Here is a 20,186-nt window from a genome sequence, read left to right as displayed (position 1 = left end):
GTCCCTCCCCGGCCCGGGTCACCAGCTCAGGACTCGAAGGCCGAGTCGATGTAGTCGTCGACGTTGTCCTCGGTGACGACCGGGGCAAACAGCTGCACCGTGCGCGGCACGCTGAACGAGGCCAGGTCACTCAGGGACCGGTCACCATGGGCCACCAGGCGGGCCAGCTTGATCCCGTCGGCCGCCTGGGTGGAGGGGTAGATGACCGTGGCCTTGACCACCGACTCCGGGTCCTGGATCTCCCGCATCATGTTCGCGGAGCCGGCGCCGCCGACCAGGAAGAACTCGTCCCGCCCGGCGTTCTCGATCGCCGCCAGGACGCCGACACCCTGGTCGTCGTCGTGGTTCCAGATCGCGTCGATCTCCGGCGCCGCCTGCAGCAGGTTCGCCGCCGCCTGCTCGCCGCCCTGGACGGTGAAGTCGGCGGCCACCCGGTTGGCGACCTCCAGCCCGCAGCCGTCCAGCGCATCCGCGAAGCCCTGCGAGCGGTCCTGGGTCAGCGGCAGCGAGTCGATCCCGGCGATCTCGGCCACCACGGCGTCCGGCTGGTCGCCGAGCTGCTCGCAGACGTAGGTGCCGGCGCTGACCCCCATGCCGTAGTTGTCGCCCAGCACGGTGCTCCGGGAGGCGAACGGGCTGGAGAACTCGCGGTCGACGTTGATGACCGGGATCCCGGCCTCCATCGCCTTGGTCGCCACATCGGTGAGCGCACCGCCGTCGAAGGGCAGCAGCACGATCGCGTCGACGTCGTCGTTGATGAACTGCTCGATCTGGCTGATCTGCAGGTTGACGTCGTTGGTGCCCTCCGCGACCCGGAGCTCGACGTCCTCGTACTGCTCGGCCTCGGCCTGGGCAGCGGTGGTGATCGCACCCATCCAGCCGTGGTCCGCGGCCGGGGCGGAGAACCCGATGACCACCGTGTCCCCCGGCTCGTCGTTGTCGGAGACCGCCTGGTTGGCCGAAGTGCCGGTGTTGCCCGTGCCGTCGTTGTTCTCGGCCGGGGTGTTCGACGTGCAGCCGACCAGTGCCAGACCGGCAACGGCGGCCAACGGGATCAAACGTCGGATGGACATGAAATCTCCTTTGATTCCAGGTATCAGGGCAGGGGTGGGTAGCGCGGTGACGAACCTGAGCAGGGACGGGGGCTGGCGCGAAGTCGGCACTTCCGGCCGTCCGCGGGTGGGCGAACTGCCGACCTCGGGCGGGAACTGCCGACCTCGACCGGGGGTGGGGGTGGGGTGGGGTTGCTGGGGGTTAGCCCGCTCGGCCGCGGGAGACGAAGCGCTGCTGCAGGAGGACGGCGGCGATGATGATCGCCCCCTTGGCCACCGACTGCACCGAGGAGTCCAGGTTGTTCTGCACGAACAGGTTGGTCAGGGTGGCGAAGATCAGCACACCGAGCACGGTGCCGACGATGGTGCCGCGACCACCGACCAGCAGCGTGCCGCCGACCACCACCGCGGCGATGGCGTCCAGCTCGTACAGCTGACCGTTGGTGGAGGACCCGGCACCGGTGCGGGCCAGCATCATCACCGCGGCGATCCCGGCGGCGAGACCAGCCAGGGCGTACAGCATCATGGTGTGCCGCTTGACCGGGATGCCGGCCAGGCGCGCCGCCTCCGGGTTGCCCCCCACCGCCACCGTGCGGCGACCGAAGGTGGTGCGGTTGAGCAGGAACCACCCGGCGACCGCGACCAGGGCGAAGATCCAGACGATCTTCGGCACCCCGAGCAGGTCACCCTTGAAGGTGGAGTTGAAGCTGTCGACGTTCACCAGCTGGGTGCGGCGCTGGGCGATCAGCTCGGCGAGGCCGCGGGCGGCGACCAGCATGGCCAGGGTCGCGATGAAGGCGACCACCTTCCCGTAGGCGATCAGCACACCGTTGATCAGACCGGCACCGACGCCGACCAGCAGCGCGCAGCCGACCATCACGATCCAGCCGTACTGCCCGGCCATGGTCTGCGTGGCGAGCGTGGTCGCCCACACCGATGCCAGTCCGAGCACCGATCCCACCGACAGGTCGATGCCACCCGCCGTGATCACGAAGGTCATCCCGATGCTCAGCACCCCGATGATCGAGGCGGTGGAGACGATCACCGTGAGGTTGTCCAGGCTGGCGAACCGGGTGCCGGAGGTGGCGTACCCGATCACGAACAGCACCACCAGGGCGATGATCAGTCCGATGTTCCGGGTCCCGGCGCCGCCGAAGGAGTAGCGGGACTTGACCGCTGCCTGCTTCTCGACCCGGGCCTGCTCGTTGGGCGCCGGCGGCGCCGCTGCGGTCTGGTGGCTCACGCCGCACTTCCTTCCATCACCATGTCGAGCACGGCGTGCTCGTCGATCTGATCGGTCGGCCCGGTGTGCACCACCCGGCCCTCGGACACCACCAGCACCCGGTCGGCCAGACCGAGCACCTCCGGGATCTCGCTGGAGACCACCACGACGGCGGCCCCGGAATCGGCCAGTCGGCGCACCAGGGCGTAGATCTCGGCCCGGGCACCGACGTCGACACCCCGGGTCGGTTCGTCCAGCAGCAGCACCCGGCAGCCGTGCACCAGCCAGCGGGCCAGCATCGCCTTCTGCTGGTTGCCGCCGGACAGGGTGCGGATCGCCCGGTCGACGCCGGTGGGGCGCAGGTCCAGCGACTCGGCCTGCTCCTGTGCCGCGTCCCGCTCGGCCTTCTCGTTCAGCAGCCCGCCGTTGGCGAAGCGACCGAAGGTGGACAGCGTGATGTTGCGGTAGACCGGCTCGTCCAACAGCAGACCCTGGCTCTTGCGTTCCTCGGGGGCCAGTCCGATCCCGGCCTTCACCGCGGCGCCGACCGACCCGGCGCGCAGTCGGGTGTCACCGACGGTCACCGTCCCGGCGCTGGCCTTGCGCGCCCCGTAGATGGTCTCCAGGATCTCGGAGCGACCCGAGCCGACCAGTCCGGCGAGCCCGACGATCTCCCCGGCCCGCACCTGGAAGCTGACATCGCGGAAGGTCCCGCGCAGCGCGAGGTCGGTCACGTCCAGCACCACCGGGGCGGCGGGGTCGGCCGGGGGTGCCGCCGGGAAGGCGTACTCGACGCTGCGGCCGGTCATCAGGCGGATCAGGTCGGCGGTCGGGGTCTCGGCCACCGGCAGGTTGGCGGCGACGGTGCGACCGTCCTTCAGCACGGTGATCCGGTCGCCGATCGCGCGGATCTCCTCCATCCGGTGCGAGATGTAGACGATGGCGACCCCGGCGGCGGTCAGCTCGCGCACCACCCGGAACAGGTTCTGCACCTCGTCCGAGTCCAAGACCGCGGACGGCTCGTCCATGATGATGACGCGGGCGTCGTGGGACAGTGCCCGGGCCATCGACACCACCTGCTGGGCGGCGGCCGACAGGGTGCCGACCTCCCGGTTGGGCGACAGCTCGGCGTGCCCGAGCCGGCGCAGCAGCTCGCGGGTGCGCTGGCGGGCCTCGCGGCGACGCTGCACCCCGGCGGTGGCGAGCTCGTGCCCGAGGTAGATGTTCTCGGCCACCGTCAGCCCGCCGACCACGTCCAGTTCCTGGTACATGGTGGCGATGCCGAGGGAGAGGGCGGCGACCGGAGTGGTGATGGTGACGGGCTGCCCGTCGACCAGCACGGTGCCGTCGGTGGGCTGGTGCGCACCGGCGAGGATCTTGATCAGGGTGGATTTCCCGGCGCCGTTCTGCCCGAGCAGGCAGTGCACCTCTCCGGGGAGGACCTCCAGGTCCACTCCGTCGAGCGCCCGGGCACCCGGGAATTCCTTGACGATGCCGCGCATCTGGAGCAGCGGCTGGGGGTCGGCGTTGACCATGTGGTGATCCTGACCAGAGTTCTGTCGGCTGTCAATCAAAAGTTGGAAGCTGGTCGGCACGTTATGTGATCGTGACCGACAGAAGCGGGAGGGAGTTCGCCCCAGGTCTTGAGGCGTTCATGGGTCCGGCGAGGTGACAGCGCGCGTCATTGCGGCCGTGACTGGCAGTCGAAGTGTGACGAAGTCGGACAACCAGGACCGTACGGGACCTTTTGCCACTTGCCAAGCACAAGTTCCGCACAGGTTCGACGAAAGCTGACTTCCGGTCCTGGACTTCGTGGTTCACTAGCCGGGTGCAGGACGTCGTGAAGCTCCCCCAGCGGCACACCGGGGCCGGTGAGCTGTTCCAACTCCTCCGGGACGGTCGTCCCCGGACCCGTGCCGACCTCGCCGGTGCCACCGGGCAGGCGCGGTCCACCATCGCCGCCCGGGTCGATCTGCTGATGTCCGCGGGACTGATCGCCCCCGCCGGTGAGGCCAGCTCCACCGGTGGACGCCCACCCACCACCTTCGCTTTCGCCCCGACCGCCAAGGTCGTGCTGGCCGTCGAGCTCGGTGCCACCCACGCCCGCGCCGCGATCACCGACCTGTCCAGCACCGTGCTCGCCGAGACCGACGCCACCCTGGCCATCGCCGAGGGCCCGCAGGTGGTCCTGGACTGGGTGGTGTCCAGCGCACACCAGCTCCTCGCCGACCAGGGACGCGACCTGAGCGACCTCGCCGGAGTCGGCGTCGGCCTGCCCGGACCGGTCGAGCACTCCACCGGCCGTCCGATCAACCCGCCGATCATGCCCGCCTGGGACGACGTCGACGTGCCCGGCATCCTCGCCGCCCAGCTGCACGTCCCGGTGCTGGTCGACAACGACGTCAACCTGATGGCCCTCGGCGAGCACCGCACCGCCTGGCCGGAGGTGGACGACCTGCTGTTCGTCAAGGTCGCCACCGGCATCGGCTCCGGCGTCATCTGCGACGGCGACCTACGCCGTGGCGCCCAGGGCACGGCCGGGGACATCGGCCACATCGCCGTCCCCGGTGCCGAAGGGGTGCCCTGCCGCTGCGGCAACGTCGGCTGCCTGGAGGCGGTGGCCTCCGGTCAGGCGGTCGCCGACTCCCTCACCCGCCAGGGTCTGAGCGCCCGCAGCGGCGCCGACGTCGTCGCGCTGGTCCGCGCCGGTGATCTGGCGGCCAGCCGGGCGGTGCGCCAGGCGGGGCGGGAGATCGGCGCGGTGCTCGCCGCCTGCGTCAGCCTGCTCAACCCGCAGATGATCGTGATCGGCGGCATCCTGGCCGAGGCCGGGGAACACCTGATCGCCGGCATCCGCGAGGTGGTCTACTCCCGCACCCTGCCGCTGGCCACCCAGCACCTGCGGATCGTGACCTCGCAGGCGCGGTCCCAGGTCGGCATCCTCGGGGCCAGCGCGATGGCCGTCGACCACGTGCTGTCGCCGGAGGCGGTGGACGCGCTCATCGCGTGACCGCCACCCCCGGCGACGGGAACTGCCGGATCGTCGCCGGTCGACCCTGACGGTCGAACCGGGGTTCCGGCCGGACCCTCCGGCTCAGCCTCGGCGGGTCAGTCGGCGACGCAAGGCCAGCAGACCGGCCCCGCCGACCACGCTGGCGACCACCGCGAGCAGGCCGCCCGCCGGGTCGGCGCCGGTGGTGGCGAGGCTGCTGGTCCCCGCCATGGCGACCACCGGCTCCGCAGCGACCGGCGGGACCGGGACCTGCGGCGGCACCGGGGCCTGTGCGGGCGCCTCGACCGTCACCACCACGTCCACCCGGGCCACCTGCCCGATGCCGTCGACGACATCGACTCGGAAGGTGTCGGTGCCGACGAACCCGGCCGGAGGTGTGTACGACAGCGTGCGGACGTCGACCGAACGCACCGCACCACCCGCGTCGCTGATCTGACCGGTCCGCTGGTAGCTGTAGACGGGTTCGCCCCCGGCTGCCTCGACCGCCGACACCGTGACCGGCTGATCCACCGTCGTGCGCAGGTCGACCCGGGCAGGGGTCAGCGTGGGCAGGCGCAGGGCGTTGACCGTGCCGGTCGTCCGACGTCCCTGCCCGTCCTCCAGGGTGTAGCCGAAGGTGAAGTACCCCCGGGCGTGATCGTTCTGGCTGAAGCGGATCGACTGCCCGTCCGCGGCGATCTCCGCGGTGCCCACCGTGGCGGCGATCGGGTCGATCGCCACGATCCGCGCCGGGAACAACGAGCTGCTCGGGTCCACGTCGAACTGGGTCGCCAGGTCGAAGGTCACCGGGAATCCCGGAGCCGTCGCCCCCCAGAGCGCCGGGGCCTCCAGCGCCGGAGCCACCTGGAGCATGACCTCGACCAGGTAACGCTCCCCGCCCACATCGACGTGCAGCAGGAAGTCCAGTGCGGTGAGGGTCGGATAGGTGGCGGCGGTGTACGTGACCGTCTCGCCCTGGATCGACAGGTCGCCTTCCATCGGATAGGCGCTCACCCCCGGCACCGGCACGGTTCCGGCCGGGAGATCGACGTCCAGCACCGACCGGTAATCGAGCGTGATGCTCGCACCGGCGGCTACCTGCTGCTCCAGCACTCCCCACGGGACGTCATCCTGGGCGTCGGGGTCCGGTTCGTCCAGATCGCCCGCCGCCGGTTCGGTCATGCCGTCGGCAGCGGGCGTGGTCCCCGACCCGGGCGTGGCGCCCGGCGTGGCATCCGGCGCCGGCGCGGTCTCGGGTGCTGTCTCGGGTGCCGGCGCGGTCTCGAATGCGGTCTCAGGTGCTGGCGCGGTGTCAGGCGCCGGGGTGACCGACGACCCTGGGCCCGACGCCGATCCGGCCTCCGGCTCGGGCGCGACGCCCGGGGCCGCCGCACCGTCCCGCGGGCTGGACGGCGCTGCCGGGTCCGTGACCCCGGCCCCGCCGTCACGCGGCTCCGGGCCGGTCACCACCACCGAGGCGTCCGCATCCGCCGCACCCGGCTCGGCCGCCATCGCAGTCAGGCCACCTGTTCCGAGCACCAACACCCCGGTCGCAGCCGCGATCCGGAGCCCCCGACCGGTCCTCATCGACCCTCGCATGAGAGTTCCCCTTCATCTGTGCCGGTGCGGCAGCCGGCGTGCCTCGCGCGGCTCACTGCCGCGTCACAGAGGAAGACGCACGGGGAGACTGAAAGGTTGGGTCCGCTCAGCGACGGGTCTCCGCGCGGACACGACGATCCAGACCCGGCGCTCACCCGGCCTCAGCCGAGCGGCCGGCAGGGCGCCCCTTCGGCCTCCGCCTGCGGATGCCCTGCGGCCGACCAAGGTGGACCCGCTCGGCGATCAGGCAGTGGCGGTCCGCCGCCGGAGCACCACCAGCCCCAGACCGAGCAGCAGCGTGCCCCCCGCGGCACTCAGCACCGAACCTGCCGGGACCCCGGTGCGCGCCAACTCACCGACCTGCACCCGCACGGTGACCGTGGCGCTCTGCCCGGCGTCGTCGGCAACCGTGACGGTGAGGGTGTCCACGCCGGTGAAACCCGGGTCCGGGGTGTACCGCAATCCGTGCAGCGGCAGCGCCATGGCGAGGGTGCCGTGCTGCGCGGCCGACCAGTCACCGGCGAAGGCCCGGTCGGCGCCTCCGGCCGCGGTGACTGCGTCGATGTCCACCGCGGCGGCCTCCGATGTGGTGAGCCGCAGGGTGGTGTCGCTGAGCGGATGCAGCACGTCGACCCGGATCGTCTCGGTCGCCTCGCCCCCGGGCCCGCCGACCGTGGCGGAGAACTCCGCCGCCCCGATGAATCCGGTCGCCGGGGTGAAGGTCACCTGGTCGGTCGCGGTGTCCAGGAGCGCCGTGCCCTGCGCCGGGTCGATCGGACCGACCGCCACGAATCGGTCCGGAAGGTAGCTGGTCAGCGCTGCCAGCTCCCGTGGTCGGGTGTCGTCGACTGCCGCGTCCGGGATGGCCGAGGCGATGGTCAGGTCCGGGATCGGCCGCTGGTCGACCGGCACGTAGCCGAAGGTGATCGGGACTCCGGCGGCGGTCACCTGCGTGGTGGTCCCGGCCACGGTCGGGCGGAACAGGTCCAGGGAACAGACGATCTCGAGCTCCTGGCCGCTGGCGTCGCGGACGGTGATCGTGAACGCTCCGCTGATCTCCGGCATGGCGTCCGGGGCGGTGTAGGAGACGATGCCGGTGGTCAAGTCCACCGCCATGGTGCCGACCTCCGGCTGGCTCACCCCCACCAGGGTCCACGGCCCGGCATCGGGGTAGAGCTGGCTGGCCAGCTCGGACCAGTCCACGATCCTGGTCTCACCCAGGACGACGGCGTACCAGGTGCTCCCTACCATCGGCGGCTCGCTCATCGGCGTGTCCGCCCCGCTCGAGGCGGCATTCCCGGCGGGATCGACCGTCTCGCTGGGATCGGCGGTCCCGAACTCGGGCGTGCCGGACTCGGCGGTGCGGGACTCTACGGTGCCGGACTCAGCGGTGCCGGACTCAGCGGTGCCGGACTCAGCGGTCCCCGGTTCAGCCGCTCCGGACTCACCGGTCCCCGGCTCGGCACCGGCCGACAACGGTTCCGCGGTCGGCACCGTCGTCACCTCCACCGCGCCGGGCACCGGTGGCTCGACCACACCCACCGCCGCCGCGGCGGTGGCCACCCCACCCGCCAGCAGCGACACACCGACCAGCGCGACCACCCGGACCCCCCGCCCCCACATCCCCTGCATCCCTTGCCTGCTCATGCGTTCGATCGTGCCGGGCCGAGGGGTGGTCCGGGCCGGGCCGGGCGGGAATTGAGTGGTCGAGGGCCGAGATGTGAGTGGTGATCAGCCGCGACGCTCGGTCGATACCCCCCGCGCGGCGAGCAGCTCACGGGTCACTGAGTGCTCGGGCCGGTCGAAGACGGCGCCCACCGGCCCGGACTCCACCACCCGGCCCCCGCTCATCACCAGCACCCGGTCGCACACCCGGCGGATCACCCCGAGGTCGTGCGACACCAGCACCAGCGCCAGGCCGGTGTCCCGGCGCAGCTCCACCAGCAGATCCAGCACTGCCGCCTGCACCTGAACGTCGAGCGCCGACACCGGCTCGTCCAGGATCAGCACCCGGGGGTCGGCCGCGAGCGCCCGGGCGATGGCGACCCGCTGGCGCTGCCCGCCCGACAGGGTGCGCGGCCGCCGGTCGGCCAGCGCCGGGTCCAGGTGCACGGTGCGCAGCAGGGCGGCGACATCGGTGGCCCCGGCGTCGCGGAGCACCCCGCGCACCGTGAGCCGGGGGTCCATCGAGCCGAGCGGGTCCTGCGGCACCCAGCGGATCGCCGTCCGTCGCCCGCGGCGCTGTGCCTCCGACGCCGTGGACCAGGCGGCACCGTCCAACTCCACCGTCCCGGCATCGGGGGCGTCGGCGGCGAGCAGCAACCGGGCGAGGGTGGTCTTGCCCGACCCGGACTCGCCGACCAGCCCGATCGCTTCTCCGGCGCGCAGCTCCACGTCCACGTCGTCCGCCGCGGTCACGGCAGCGCCCCCGGGCAGGGAGAAGACCCGGCGCAGGCCGCGACCGACTAGCACCGGCGCGCCGGGCGGTGGCATCGGACCGGGTCCCTCCGGCAGTCGGGCGGCGGCGACCAGGCGTCGGGTCACCTCGTGCCGGGGCGCGTCCACCACCTCGGCCACCGTCCCGGACTCGACCACGACCCCCTCGTCCAGCACGAGCACCCGGTCGGCGACCCGGGCGACCGCCCCGAGGTCGTGGCTGATCAGCAGGATCGCGGTGCCGCCGTCGCGCAGATCGGCCAGCAGGTCGAGCACCCGTGCGGCGACGGTGGCGTCGAGGGCGGTGGTCGGTTCGTCGGCGATCAGCAGCGGCGGTGCCGCGGACAGGGCCGCCGCGATCAGGGCCCGCTGTCGCATCCCGCCGGACAGCTGCCCCGACCGTTGGCGCGCGCGCAGCTCCGGGTCCGGCAGTCCGACCCGGCGCAGCAGGTCCTGCACCCGGTCGGCGCGCTGCTTCGCGGTGGGTCGGGCGGCACCGGGGCGACGGATGGTCAGTGCCTCGCCCACCTCCGCGCCCACCGTGCGCAGCGGGTCCAGAGAGCCCAGGGCGTCCTGTAGCACCAGCCCCACGTCCCGGCCGCGCGCCGCCCGCCACTGCCGCGCGGAGAACCGCCGGGCGTCACGGCCGAGCAGGGTGATGCCCTCGGAGTGTGCCGCTTCCAGGCCGAGCAGCGCCCGGGCCAGCACCGACTTCCCGGCACCGGAGCCACCGACCACCGCCACGCACTCCCCCGGGGCGATCCGCAGGTCGACGCCACGCAGCACCGGTCGGTCGAAGGCGACCCGCAGGCCGCGGACGTCCAGCACGTCCGTCGGGTCCGCTGTCGTCATCCCGCCACCCGCCCGATCCGTCGGCCCAGCACCGTGAGGGACGCGGCGGTCAGCGTGATCGCGGTGCCGGGCACCACGGTCAGCCACCAGGCGCTGTCGAGGTACAGCCGGCCCGCGTTCAGCATCGCGCCCCATTCCGGCGACGGCGGCAGCGCCCCGAGGCCGAGGAAGCTCAGTGCGCACACCCAGACCACCGCCTGCCCGACGCCCAGGGTCGCCACCGAGACCAGCGGCCAGAGGGTGTTCGGCAGGATGTGCCGCAGCAGCACCCGGCCCCTGCCGTGGCCCTCGATCCGGGCCGCTTCCACGTAGCCCGAGGCCGCTACCGTCCGCACCCGGGCGCGCAGGATCCGGGCGTAGCCGGGTGCGGTGGCCACGCCGACGGCCAGCACCGACGACCGCACACCGGCCCCCTGCACCGCGACCAGCAGCAGCGCGAGCACCAGGGTCGGCAGCGCGAACAGCACCTCGATCACCCGGCCGATCGCGGCGTCCAGCCAGCGCGGGCCCAGCCCGGCCGCCAGCCCGAGCACCAGTCCCGCGCCGACCCCGATCCCGGTCGCGGCGGCGCCGATCCCCACCGACGCGGCGGCGCCGTGCACCACCCGGGTCCACAGGCCGCGGCCGGATTCGTCGGTGCCCAGCCAGTGACCCGGACCGGGCGCGGTGAAGGCCGCCAGCGGGTCGATGGCGGTCGGGTCGCCGGGGGCGAGCAGCGAGGGCCACACCACGGCGAGCAGGATCAGTCCGACGATCACCGCGGCGACCGCGGTGCCGACCTTGCCGTTCACAGCACCACCGCCGTCGGGGTGCTGCCGCGCGGGTCCAGTGCCCGTTCGATCAGGTCCACGATCGCCATCACGACCACATACGCCAGAGCGACCACCAGCACCGCACCGATCACCACCGGCACGTCCCGGCTCAGGGTGGCGTCCAGCAGCAGTCGACCCAGGCCCGGCCGGCCGAACAGGGTCTCCACCACCACGGCGCCGGACAGCAACGACCCGAACGCCCAGCCGGAGAGCGACACCGCCGGCAGCACCCCGTGCCGCAGGCTGTGCCGCCACAGCACCCCGATCGCGGAGCCACCTCGGGCGCGTGCGGAGACCGCGAAGGGGGCTGCCTCCGCCTCGGCCACCGAGTCGTGGATGAGCTGGCCGAGGAACCCCGCGACCGGCACCGCCAGCGTCACGGTCGGCAGCACCAGCCCGGCGGGGTCGCTGCCCGCACTGGTCGCCGGGAACCAGCCCAGCGTGGTGGAGAACAGCAGGATCAGCACAGCGCCCAGCCAGAAATGCGGGACCACCGCGGCGACGACCTCCACCCCGCGCAGCAGCCCGCCCACCCACGGCCGGGCGCTGCTGGTCGCGGTGGCGATCCCCAACGCGAGCACCCAGGCGAGGGCGAGCGCCACGACCGCGAGCAGGAAGGTGCCGGGCAGTTGCTCCCGTAGCAGCTCGGCCACCGGCATCCGGCGGGCGTAGGAGTCGCCCAGGTCGAAGGTCAGCACCCGCCAGAGCTGGTTCAGGTACTGCACCACCAGCGGCCGGTCCAGCCCGTACTCGGCCCGGGCGGCCGCCACCGCCTCCGGCCCCGCCTGCGACCCGGGGCCGCCGAGGATCGCCTCGGTCGGGTCGCCCCCGGCCGCCCGCAGCGCGAAGAACACCACGGTGGCGACCACCCAGGCGACCAGCAGCGCCGACCCGATCCTGGCCAGCAGCCAGCGCAGCACCCCGACCAGCACGGGTCAGGACAGGACGCGGGCGTCGAGGAAGGTCGGCGTCGACACCGTGTTCAGGGTGCGCACCCCCTCGGCGTCCCGGACCAGGAACCGGTTCAGCTGGTCGTACAACGGCAGCACCGTGTAACTGTCCAGGATGATCGTCTGCGCCTGCTGGTAGAGGTCGGCGCGCTCGTCCGGGTCGGCGGTCGCCACGGCCCGGTCCAGCAGGTCGTCCAGCGCCGGGTCCTTCAGCTGCGCGTGGTTCGCGAAGTAGCCGCTGGGAGCGGGCACCGTGCCGTCGGAGTGATAGAGGATCCGCAGCACGTCCGGGCCGACCTTGGTGTACGGCGCGGAGACCGCCTCGTACTCGTGTGCGCCGAGCGCCGCGTACCAGCCGGACAGGTCCAGCGGGGTGAGCACCACGTCGAAGCCCGCCTGCTTGGCACCGGCCTGGATCTGCTCGAAGAGCGACTGCTCGGCCGCCACCGACTGGTTGGTGCTCACCGGGAACCGCACCGTGAGCCGCGCGCCGTCCTTGGTCCGGTAGCCGTCGGCGTCCCGCTCGGTCCATCCCGCCTGGTCGAGCAGGTCGTTCGCACGGTCGAGGTCGGCGGTGAACAGGTCCGGGTCGGAGTAGACGTCCGGCTCCACGCTGGACAGCGCCGAGGAGGAGCGCTGCACGGTCCCGGCGAACAGGGTCTCGATCCCGGCGTCGACGTCGGCGGCGCGCACGAAGGCCTCGCGCACCCGGATGTCGTCGAAGGGCGCCTGGGCGGCGTTCAGCTCGATCCGGTTCGAGGCACCGGGTCGTGGGGCGTCGATCAGGGTGATGTCCCCGCCCTGGCCCGCGGCCTTCACGGCATCCGGCTGCGGGTTGTCGATCATCTGCACCTCACCGGAGCGCAGCGCGGCGTACCGGGTCGCGGCGTCCGGGATGAACCGCCACACGATCCGGTCCAGGTAGGCGGCACCGTCGTGGTCGGCCTCCGGGTCCAGCCCGGCGTAGTCGTCGTTGCGGACCAGCTCGACCTGCTGCTGCGGCGTCCAGCTCTCCACCACGAACGGCCCGGTGCCCACCGGGGCGGCGCAGTTGGCGTCGGTGCCGCGCTCGATCCCGGTCGGCGACTCGATGGCCGTCCACTGCTGGCTGAGGGACTCCAGCAGCGCCGAGTCCGGTTCGGTGAGGTGGAACCGGGCGTGGGTGGCGTCCACGGCCTCCACCGACGCGACCTTCTGCACCGCGAGGTAGCCGGTGGACGATCCGGTGTCCGGGTCCTGCAGGTGCTCGATGTTCACCCGCACCGCCTCGGCGTCGAAGGGCGTGCCGTCGGTGAAGGTCACCCCGTCGGCGAGGGTGAAGTCCCAGGTCAGACCGTCGTCGCTCACCTGCCAGTCGCGGGCCAGCCAGGGCAGGATCGTGCCGTCGGCGGCCCGGCCGACCAGTGGCTCGAGGTACTGGGTGCTGATCAGCGCCTGCGGGTAGTTGCCGCCGACGTGCGGGTCCAGGCAGGTCGGCTCGGCGTCGCCGGTGGCGTAGGTCAGGGTGCCGCCGTCCTGCGGGCTGGCGCTGTCGGTGGACCCGCCCGAACAGGCGGCCACCAGCAGCACCGGTGCGAGGGCGAGGGCAACGAGCGACTGACGGGCCACCGGGGTCCCACTTTCAGCTGGTCGGGGTCGGGCCGGGTCGGGCGGAGGGCCCAGGTCGGCGCGTTGTTGAACTGAGTCCAACAATAGCCGGGCTGACTAGCATGGTTGCCGTGACGATCCCCACACGACGAGCTGGCCGGCCGCACGCCTCCTCCCGCGCCATGTTGGAGGAAGCGGCCGGCGAGCTGTTCCTGGAGCAGGGCTACGCCGCCACGTCGGTCGCCGACATCACCCGCCGGGCCGGGGTCAGCCGCTCCAGCTTCTTCAACTACTTCGGCGGCAAGAGCGATCTGCTGTGGGCGAGCTTCGACGACCTGGCCGACCGCCTGCGCGCCGACCTCGGCTCCGGCGCCGACCCCCGCGTCGCCCTGCTCCGGTTGGCGCGGGACCTGCCCGCCGACCATGTGGCCCTCGCCTTCACCCAGGGCGACGCGATGGGACTCGGCGACGAGCTCCGGGTGGCCGCCGCCCGCCGCACCCTCACCGTCGCCGATGCCCTGGCCGCCGCCGCGACCCGACTGGATCCGTTGCACGCCCGGGTCGCGGGGACGGCATGGGCGGGTGCGCTGATCGCCGCCGTCCAGGATTGGTCCCGCGCCGGAGCCGCCCGCACCAGCCTGCCCGAGGTACTGGACCGCGCGTTGTCACCGGTGGCCGGGGCCTTCGACTCCGGGACGTAGGTCCCGCTCGCGGGGTACCGTCCCGCCATGACCACCGCAGCCGACGCCGTTCTGCGCGGCTGGCGACTGCTCGCGGTGGCCAGCACGGTCACCGCCCTCGCCCTGGCCGGTCACAGTCTGGCCGGGGGCGCGATCCCCGGACCGGCGGCTCTCACCCTGCTCGGGGTGCCCGTGCTGATCGGTTCCGCCGCCCTCGCCCGGCGCCGGCTGCGCGCCCGGACGCTGCTGCCGCTCGCGGTCGCCGCCCAGCTCGGGCTGCACCACGGCAGCACCTGGCTGTCCGGTCCGACGTCGATCACCCCCGGCAGCGGCCATCACCCCGCCGTGCTCCGCACCCTGATGCCGGAGCACGCCTCCGCCGCTACCGCCGACCACGGGCTGATGCTCGCGGCGCACCTGATCGCCGCCGGGCTGACGGTCGCCCTGCTGCTCGCGGTCGAGCGCGGCCTGCTCGGGCTGCACCGACGCTGGCTGGCGCTGCTGCCCCTGCTCGGCGGCACCGCGCCGATCGCGCACCGTCCGGTCGGCGCCGTGCCATCCGCGCCGCGACGGACGATCGCGGTGTGGTCGACCGGCGCGCAGGGATTGCGCGGACCACCCCGCGTGCACGGCGCGGCCTGAGCGGCGCACGGCTTCTCCCGGTGGCAATACCCGATCGTCGGCTGCCGCCCTCGACGCCAGAGCGCACTGCCGCACCCCCGTGACCCCGCCAGCGGTCCGGGACCCATCCGCACCACCCGTCCGCGCCGAACTGTGCGCGTCCGGGTCGGCTCCGCGCCCGGGTCCACGCCGACCGACGCCCGTTCCCGCCGCGATGCCGCGGCCCACCCTCGAAGGACCCTCATGACCACGCACCGCACCGCCCGCCTGCTCGCCACCACCGCCGCGACCGGCGCCGTCATCGCCCTCACCGCCACGGTGGCGTCCGCCCATGTGCACATCACCCCGGACACCACCGCCGCCGGCGGCTACGCCGTGCTCACCGTCCGGGTGCCGAACGAGTCGGCGGACGCCAACACCGTCGGCGTCACCGTCGACCTGCCCACCGACACCCCGCTGACCTACGTCTCGGTGCAGCCCACCCCCGGCTGGACCGCCGAGGTCGTCGACGGCGCCCTGCCCGAGCCGGTCGAGGTCAACGGTGCCACCCTCACCCAGGCACCGTTGCAGGTGGTGTGGACCGCCACCGACGGCGGGATCGGCGACGGCGAGTTCCAGCAGTTCGAGATCTCGACCGGACCGCTGCCGGAGGAGGGCGTCGACCTGGTACTGCCCACCCACCAGGCCTACAGCGACGGCTCGGTCGTCGACTGGGACGAGGTGAGCACCGACGGCACCGAGCCGGAGAACCCGGCGCCGGAGTTCACCACCACCGCGGCGGTCGCCGAGGACGGTGCCGCGGAGGATGCCGCGGACGACGAGCCGACCGCCGCCCCGGTGTCCACCGGCACCACGGCCGGGGCGACGCCGGACACCCTCGGCCGCTGGCTGGGCGGGCTCGGGCTGCTCGCCGGCGTGGCCGCCCTGGCCGTGGCCCTCACCCGCCGCCGGAACGCCTGACCCGCCGACCGCGACCGAGCGCGCGCATCCCACCCGGGAGCCGCCCCCTCGGTCGCGGTCGGGCACGAAGCCGGTCGGACGCGAAGCCGGTCGGACGCGAGGCCGGTCGAGCGCGAGGCTACTGAAACCGACGCGTAGCCCCAGCTGGGAGCGTCGATTTCAGTAGCCTCGGCGCTGCGGGTGCGTGCGAGTCCGGGTGCGTGCGAGTCCGGGTGCGTGCGAGTTCGGGTGCATGTGCCGTGCGGTGCGTGCGGGTGCGGGCGGTTGCGGGTTCGTGGTTGCGGGTCGTGCAAGTCCGGGCGTGGGCGGGTGCAGGTGCGGGCGAGCGTGCGTGCGGGCGGACGCGCATCCGGGGCTGTCGGATCGTTGATGTTTCAAGTACCCTCGGTGGACGCACCCCCCGATCTCGAGGAGACGCCATGCCCGACCGCCGACCCACAGCGGCCGAGCGCCAGGAACGCCTGGCCGCCATCCGTGCCGAGCAGCAGCGCGCGAAGAACCGTCGCACCTGGCTGTTCGGCTCCATCGCCGGGGTCCTGGTCCTGGGCCTGATCGGGGTGAGCATCGCGGTGATCTGGGACGCCGGCCGCGAGCAGGCCGCCCAGAACGCCGCGGTCGAGCGGGACATCGACGGGGTCGAGGTGATCGAAGGTCTGACCTTCAACCACGTCAGCACCACGGTCGACTACCCGCAGACCCCGCCCGCCGGGGGTGACCACAACGCCGCCTGGCTGAACTGCGGCGTCTACACCGAACCGGTCCCGAACGAGAACGCGGTGCACGCCCTGGAGCACGGCGCGGTCTGGATCACCTACTCCCCCGACCTGCCCGCCGACCAGGTGAAGACCCTGCAGGCGATGGCGGAGGGCCAGTCGTACGTCGTGGTCAGCCCGTTCGAGGACATGGACTCGCCGATCGCGATCAGCGCCTGGGGCTACCAGCTCAAGGTCGACGACGCCTCCGACCCGCGCCTGCCCACCTTCCTGCAGAAGTACCTGCTGAACCCCGAGCTGGCCGAGGTCGGCGCGCCCTGCTCCAACGGCGTGGGTGTGCCTGCGTGACGTCCCCCAGCCTGCCCCGCCGGGGTGTGATCGCCGTCCTGCTGGTGGCCACCCTGGCGGTGGGTGCCCTGGTCGGCGCCCTGTTCGCCCGGCAGCCGGCGCTGGCGGTCCCCGCCGAGGGGTCGGTGGACGTCGGCTTCGCCCGGGACATGCAGGCGCATCACGCCCAGGCGGTGCAGTTGGCGGTGCTGGTCCGGGACCGGTCCACCGACGAGGAGGTCCGGACCGTCGCGCTGGACATCCTGCTCACCCAGCAGAACCAGATCGGCCAGATGGCCGGGTGGCTCAGCACCTGGGCGCTGCCGGCCGCGAGCAGCGCCGCGCCGATGGCCTGGATGACCGCCGGCGAGCACGGGCACGCCTCGGCGGCGACCGGCTCCTACGCCGACATGCCCGGCTGGGTGTCGTCCGACGATCTGGCCCGACTGACCGCGGCCGACGGTGCCGAGGCCGACCGGCTGTTCCTCCAGCTGATGATCCCGCACCACGAGGGCGGCGTGGAGATGGCCGAGTACGCCGTCGACCACGCCCGGATGCCGCAGGTCAGGGACCTGGCGAACGGGATCGTCACGTTCCAGAAGAAGGAGCTGACCGTCCTGCACGACATGCTGGGCGCCCGTGGCGGCCCGGTCGAATGACCGCCTGACGGACACTTCCGTCCCACCGATCAAGAACGCCGATCGGTCCAGATGGCAAAACACTGTTGGACGCCCGCGCACCGTCGCGCCTAGCGTGTCCGACATGACAAGGAACCGACCCCTCGCACACCGGGCGCTGAGCGCACCGGTGTTCGGTCGTTGTTCCGGCACGGTCGCCGCGCGCCTGTGTTGTTGTCGCTGACGCGTCGTCGCTGACCGTCCTGCCGTGGGGCCCGTGAGCCCCATGCGCCTGCCTGCCTGACGCCCGCTCGGGCCGTCCTCGCCGCATCCCGCCCCCGGGTCGATCCCTTGGCCGGAGTTCCCCCTGCACGCCCTTGCCCGCGTGCGCCCTGCCGTGCACTCACCTGCGCCCACCGTGCACCCCCGTGCACCCATGTCCCGGAGGACAGCCATGCCCGTTGAGTTCATCTCCGCCATCAACGTCAACCCCGCCAACGAGGTCAACGGTCGCCGCGACAGCGCGATCGACCCCACCTACCTGCGTCGGTACGCCCGGATCCTGGAGGAGGGCGGCTTCGACTACTCGTTGGTGCCCTACGGCTCCTCGGGCCACGACCCGTTCACCATCGCCGCCGCGTTCACGCAGGTCACCGAGCATCTGCGTCCGATCGTGGCGCTGCGGCCGAACACGATCTACCCGACGGTCGCCGCCAAGGCCCTGGCCACCCTGGACCAGCTGTCCGACGGCCGCGCGGTGGTGCACTTCATCGCCGGGGGCGACGACCACGAGCAGGCCCGCGAGGGCGACCGGCTGACCAAGGTCGAGCGCTACGCCCGGCAGGAGGAGTACATCCGGATCCTGCGCCGGGTGTGGACCGAGACCGAGCCCTTCGACCACGCGGGGACGTACTACTCCTTCGAGGACTTCGTCTCCCGGGTGCGGCCGGTGCACGGCACCATCCCGGTGTCGGTGGGCGGGTCCTCGGCGGAGGCCTACGCCCAGGGCGGCGCGCTGGCCGACATCTTCGGGCTGTGGGGCGAACCGCTGGCGGACACCCAGCAGCAGATCGACCGGATCGCCGACGCCGCCCGGGCGGCGGGCCGCACCGACACCCCGCGCACCTGGGTCACCTTCCGGCCGATCATCGCGCCGACCGAGGAACTCGCCTGGGAGAAGGCCGAGCGCATCCTGTCGATCCTGCAGGACGGCGGCCGGTCCGGGCTGTGGGTGCAGAAGTCGTCGGGTCAGGCACCGGCGAACGTCGGTTCGCAGCGGCTGTTGGACATCGCCGCCCGGGGTGACCGGCACGACCGCGCGCTGTGGACACCCACCGCGAGCGCCACCGGGGCACGCGGCGCCTCCACCGCCCTGGTGGGCACCCCGGAGACCGTGGCGGCCGCGATCCTGGACTACGTCGATCTGGGTGCCGACCTGATCTCGATCCGGGGCTACGACAACCTGAACGACGCCATCGACTACGGCCGCTACCTGATCCCGCTGGTGCGCGAGGAACTGGCCCACCGGGAGGCGACCGGCGAGCGCGGCCAGGTCGTCGCCCAGCCGCCGCTGGAGTCCGTGGCGGTGTCGGCATGACCGTCGAGGCGCCCGCACTGCCCGACCTGTCGGATGCGGCACTGGCCGAGGTCACGGCCGCCCTGGCCACCACCGCCGAGCAGCACGACCGGACCGCCGAGTTCCCGTGGGCGGGCATCCACACCGTGCACGACGCCGGGCTGCTCACCCTGGGCATCGGCCGCCGCTACGGCGGACCGGGCCTGTCGGCGGTGGACGCGGTGCGGGTGTTCGAGGCCCTCGGTGCCGGCGATCCGGCGGTGGCGCTGATCGTCGCGATGACCGTCGGCCAGCACGCGGCCCAGGACCGCGCACCCTGGTGGCCGGAGCCGCTGTACCGCGAGGTGGTCACCCGCTCGGTGGACGCCCCGGTGCTGCTGAACGCCGTCCGCGCCGAACCCGAGTGGGGCGCACCCGCCCGGGGCGGCCTGCCCGCGACCACGATCCGGCGGGACGGCGACGGCTGGCTGCTGTCCGGCCGCAAGGGGTTCGCCACCGGCTCGGAGGGCCTCGCCTACCACCTGGTGTGGGCGGTCGACCACGACGGTCCGTCCGGCGAACCGGAGCTGGCGCACGCCGTCGTCCCCGGTGACGACCCGGGGGTCCGGGTCGAGCGCACCTGGGACCACCTGGGTCAGCGCGCCACCAGCACCCACGACGTGCACTACACCGATGTGCGGCTGCCGCTGGACCACTTCCGGGGCGTCCCGCGGTCCCAGCTCGCCCGGCAGGACTTCCCCGGCGTGATCGCGCTCGGCCTGCCCGCGCTGTACGTCGGGGTCGGCCGGGCCGCCCAGTCGTTCCTGCACCGGTTCGCCCGGGACCGGGTGCCGACCTCGCTGGGCCGGCCGATCGCCACCACCGAGCACATCCAGCAGACCGCCGGTCAGGTCGAAGCGCTGCTGGTCCAGGCCGAGGAACTGCTGCTCGGCCTGGCGGCCCGGGCCGATGCCGGGGACCCCGCCGTCGCCGCCCGGTTCGGTCTGGCCAAGGTGCTCGCCACCCGCAGCGCCATCGAGGCGGTGCAGACCGCCGTCGCCGCCCTGGGCAATCCCGCCCTGACCCGCCACCACCCGCTGGAGCGACACCTGCGCGACGTGCTCGCCAGCCGCGTCCACCCGCCGCAGGAGGACGCCGCGCTGCTCGCCACCGGCCGCCGCCTGCTCTCCGAGACCCCCTGAGGACACCCG

The 20,186-nt window shown here is 73.1% G+C and carries 17 protein-coding genes; 8 read left to right on the top strand and 9 right to left on the bottom strand.

All coding sequences use genetic code 11. The annotated features are described in order from the left end of the window. Positions 1-26: 26 nt before the first annotated feature. The 3 genes from HGK68_RS03920 to HGK68_RS03910 all read right to left on the bottom strand — a co-directional run bounded on the left by HGK68_RS03920 (position 27) and on the right by HGK68_RS03910 (position 3,809). Positions 27-1,073, bottom strand: a complete 1,047-nt coding sequence (locus HGK68_RS03920) for a substrate-binding domain-containing protein (protein ID WP_169164780.1) — start codon at positions 1,071-1,073, stop codon at positions 27-29. Between the two features lie 181 nt (positions 1,074-1,254). Next, positions 1,255-2,295 carry an ABC transporter permease gene (locus HGK68_RS03915; RefSeq protein WP_169164779.1) on the bottom strand — a complete coding sequence of 347 codons (1,041 nt, stop codon included), beginning with the start codon at positions 2,293-2,295 and terminating at the stop codon, positions 1,255-1,257. After that, positions 2,292-3,809 carry a sugar ABC transporter ATP-binding protein gene (locus HGK68_RS03910; protein WP_169164778.1) on the bottom strand — a complete coding sequence of 506 codons (1,518 nt, stop codon included), beginning with the start codon at positions 3,807-3,809 and terminating at the stop codon, positions 2,292-2,294. Before HGK68_RS03910 ends, HGK68_RS03915 begins: the two co-directional genes overlap by 4 nt. 293 nt (positions 3,810-4,102) lie before the next feature. On the opposite strand from HGK68_RS03910, the gene HGK68_RS03905 reads away from it, so the two are divergent. Next, positions 4,103-5,284 carry an ROK family transcriptional regulator gene (locus HGK68_RS03905; protein WP_169164777.1) on the top strand — a complete coding sequence of 394 codons (1,182 nt, stop codon included), beginning with the start codon at positions 4,103-4,105 and terminating at the stop codon, positions 5,282-5,284. Between the two features lie 84 nt (positions 5,285-5,368). On the opposite strand, the gene HGK68_RS03900 is transcribed toward HGK68_RS03905, so the two are convergent. The 6 genes from HGK68_RS03900 to HGK68_RS03875 form a co-directional block, all read right to left on the bottom strand. Further along, positions 5,369-6,778: an Ig-like domain-containing protein gene (locus tag HGK68_RS03900; RefSeq protein ID WP_169164776.1), complete on the bottom strand. Its 1,410-nt coding sequence runs from the start codon at positions 6,776-6,778 to the stop codon at positions 5,369-5,371. Between the two features lie 330 nt (positions 6,779-7,108). After that, positions 7,109-8,512, bottom strand: coding sequence for an Ig-like domain-containing protein (locus HGK68_RS03895; RefSeq protein WP_169164775.1), 1,404 nt, complete (start codon positions 8,510-8,512; stop codon positions 7,109-7,111). A gap of 84 nt (positions 8,513-8,596) precedes the next feature. Further along, positions 8,597-10,153, bottom strand: a complete 1,557-nt coding sequence (nikE, locus tag HGK68_RS03890; protein WP_169164774.1) for a nickel ABC transporter ATP-binding protein NikE — start codon at positions 10,151-10,153, stop codon at positions 8,597-8,599. After that, positions 10,150-10,944: an ABC transporter permease gene (locus tag HGK68_RS03885; protein WP_169164773.1), complete on the bottom strand. Its 795-nt coding sequence runs from the start codon at positions 10,942-10,944 to the stop codon at positions 10,150-10,152. The genes nikE and HGK68_RS03885 overlap by 4 nt, the downstream gene beginning before the upstream one ends. After that, positions 10,941-11,897, bottom strand: coding sequence for an ABC transporter permease (locus HGK68_RS03880; RefSeq protein ID WP_246260569.1), 957 nt, complete (start codon positions 11,895-11,897; stop codon positions 10,941-10,943). Before HGK68_RS03880 ends, HGK68_RS03885 begins: the two co-directional genes overlap by 4 nt. Before the next feature lie 3 nt (positions 11,898-11,900). Then, a complete protein-coding gene (locus tag HGK68_RS03875; RefSeq protein WP_169164772.1) occupies positions 11,901-13,523 on the bottom strand; it encodes an ABC transporter substrate-binding protein in 1,623 nt (540 codons plus the stop codon). A 110-nt stretch (positions 13,524-13,633) separates the two neighbouring features. Here HGK68_RS03875 and HGK68_RS03870 point away from each other — a divergent pair, with 110 nt between their 5' ends. The 7 genes from HGK68_RS03870 to HGK68_RS03840 all read left to right on the top strand — a co-directional run bounded on the left by HGK68_RS03870 (position 13,634) and on the right by HGK68_RS03840 (position 20,177). Next, complete coding sequence (locus HGK68_RS03870; RefSeq protein ID WP_246260567.1) at positions 13,634-14,203, top strand: TetR/AcrR family transcriptional regulator; 570 nt, start codon at positions 13,634-13,636, stop codon at positions 14,201-14,203. 27 nt (positions 14,204-14,230) lie between these two features. Continuing rightward, positions 14,231-14,824 (top strand): hypothetical protein, encoded by a 594-nt coding sequence (locus HGK68_RS03865; RefSeq protein WP_169164770.1) that lies wholly within the window; start codon positions 14,231-14,233, stop codon positions 14,822-14,824. Positions 14,825-15,046: 222 nt separating this feature from the next. After that, positions 15,047-15,763, top strand: coding sequence for a YcnI family copper-binding membrane protein (locus HGK68_RS03860; RefSeq protein ID WP_169164769.1), 717 nt, complete (start codon positions 15,047-15,049; stop codon positions 15,761-15,763). 419 nt (positions 15,764-16,182) lie between these two features. Next, positions 16,183-16,824 (top strand): thioredoxin-like domain-containing protein, encoded by a 642-nt coding sequence (locus HGK68_RS03855; RefSeq protein ID WP_169164768.1) that lies wholly within the window; start codon positions 16,183-16,185, stop codon positions 16,822-16,824. Next, positions 16,821-17,462, top strand: coding sequence for a DUF305 domain-containing protein (locus HGK68_RS03850; RefSeq protein ID WP_246260565.1), 642 nt, complete (start codon positions 16,821-16,823; stop codon positions 17,460-17,462). Before HGK68_RS03855 ends, HGK68_RS03850 begins: the two co-directional genes overlap by 4 nt. A 412-nt stretch (positions 17,463-17,874) precedes the next feature. After that, positions 17,875-19,017, top strand: a complete 1,143-nt coding sequence (locus HGK68_RS03845; RefSeq protein ID WP_169164767.1) for an LLM class flavin-dependent oxidoreductase — start codon at positions 17,875-17,877, stop codon at positions 19,015-19,017. Further along, entirely contained in the window at positions 19,014-20,177 is a 1,164-nt protein-coding gene (locus HGK68_RS03840; RefSeq protein ID WP_169164766.1) for an acyl-CoA dehydrogenase family protein, read from the top strand. The genes HGK68_RS03845 and HGK68_RS03840 overlap by 4 nt, the downstream gene beginning before the upstream one ends. Positions 20,178-20,186 lie beyond the last annotated feature (9 nt).

Origin of the sequence: Cellulomonas taurus (assembly GCF_012931845.1) — a bacterium.
Classification (GTDB): domain Bacteria; phylum Actinomycetota; class Actinomycetes; order Actinomycetales; family Cellulomonadaceae; genus Cellulomonas; species Cellulomonas taurus.
Note: the sequence above shows the minus strand (reverse complement) of the source record. Positions and strands in the feature narration are given on the sequence as shown.

What these genes read in the sequence shown, in the direction of transcription:
- HGK68_RS03855 (WP_169164768.1), top strand. Translation starts at nt 16,183, where the DNA reads ATGCCCGACCGCCGACCCACAGCGGCCGAGCGCCAGGAACGCCTGGCC.
- HGK68_RS03840 (WP_169164766.1), top strand. Translation starts at nt 19,014, where the DNA reads ATGACCGTCGAGGCGCCCGCACTGCCCGACCTGTCGGATGCGGCACTG.
- HGK68_RS03900 (WP_169164776.1), bottom strand. Translation starts at nt 6,778, where the DNA reads ATGGCGGCCGAGCCGGGTGCGGCGGATGCGGACGCCTCGGTGGTGGTG.
- HGK68_RS03895 (WP_169164775.1), bottom strand. Translation starts at nt 8,512, where the DNA reads ATGAGCAGGCAAGGGATGCAGGGGATGTGGGGGCGGGGGGTCCGGGTG.
- HGK68_RS03865 (WP_169164770.1), top strand. Translation starts at nt 14,231, where the DNA reads ATGACCACCGCAGCCGACGCCGTTCTGCGCGGCTGGCGACTGCTCGCG.
- HGK68_RS03860 (WP_169164769.1), top strand. Translation starts at nt 15,047, where the DNA reads ATGACCACGCACCGCACCGCCCGCCTGCTCGCCACCACCGCCGCGACC.
- nikE (WP_169164774.1), bottom strand. Translation starts at nt 10,153, where the DNA reads ATGACGACAGCGGACCCGACGGACGTGCTGGACGTCCGCGGCCTGCGG.
- HGK68_RS03845 (WP_169164767.1), top strand. Translation starts at nt 17,875, where the DNA reads ATGCCCGTTGAGTTCATCTCCGCCATCAACGTCAACCCCGCCAACGAG.
- HGK68_RS03920 (WP_169164780.1), bottom strand. Translation starts at nt 1,073, where the DNA reads ATGTCCATCCGACGTTTGATCCCGTTGGCCGCCGTTGCCGGTCTGGCA.
- HGK68_RS03910 (WP_169164778.1), bottom strand. Translation starts at nt 3,809, where the DNA reads ATGGTCAACGCCGACCCCCAGCCGCTGCTCCAGATGCGCGGCATCGTC.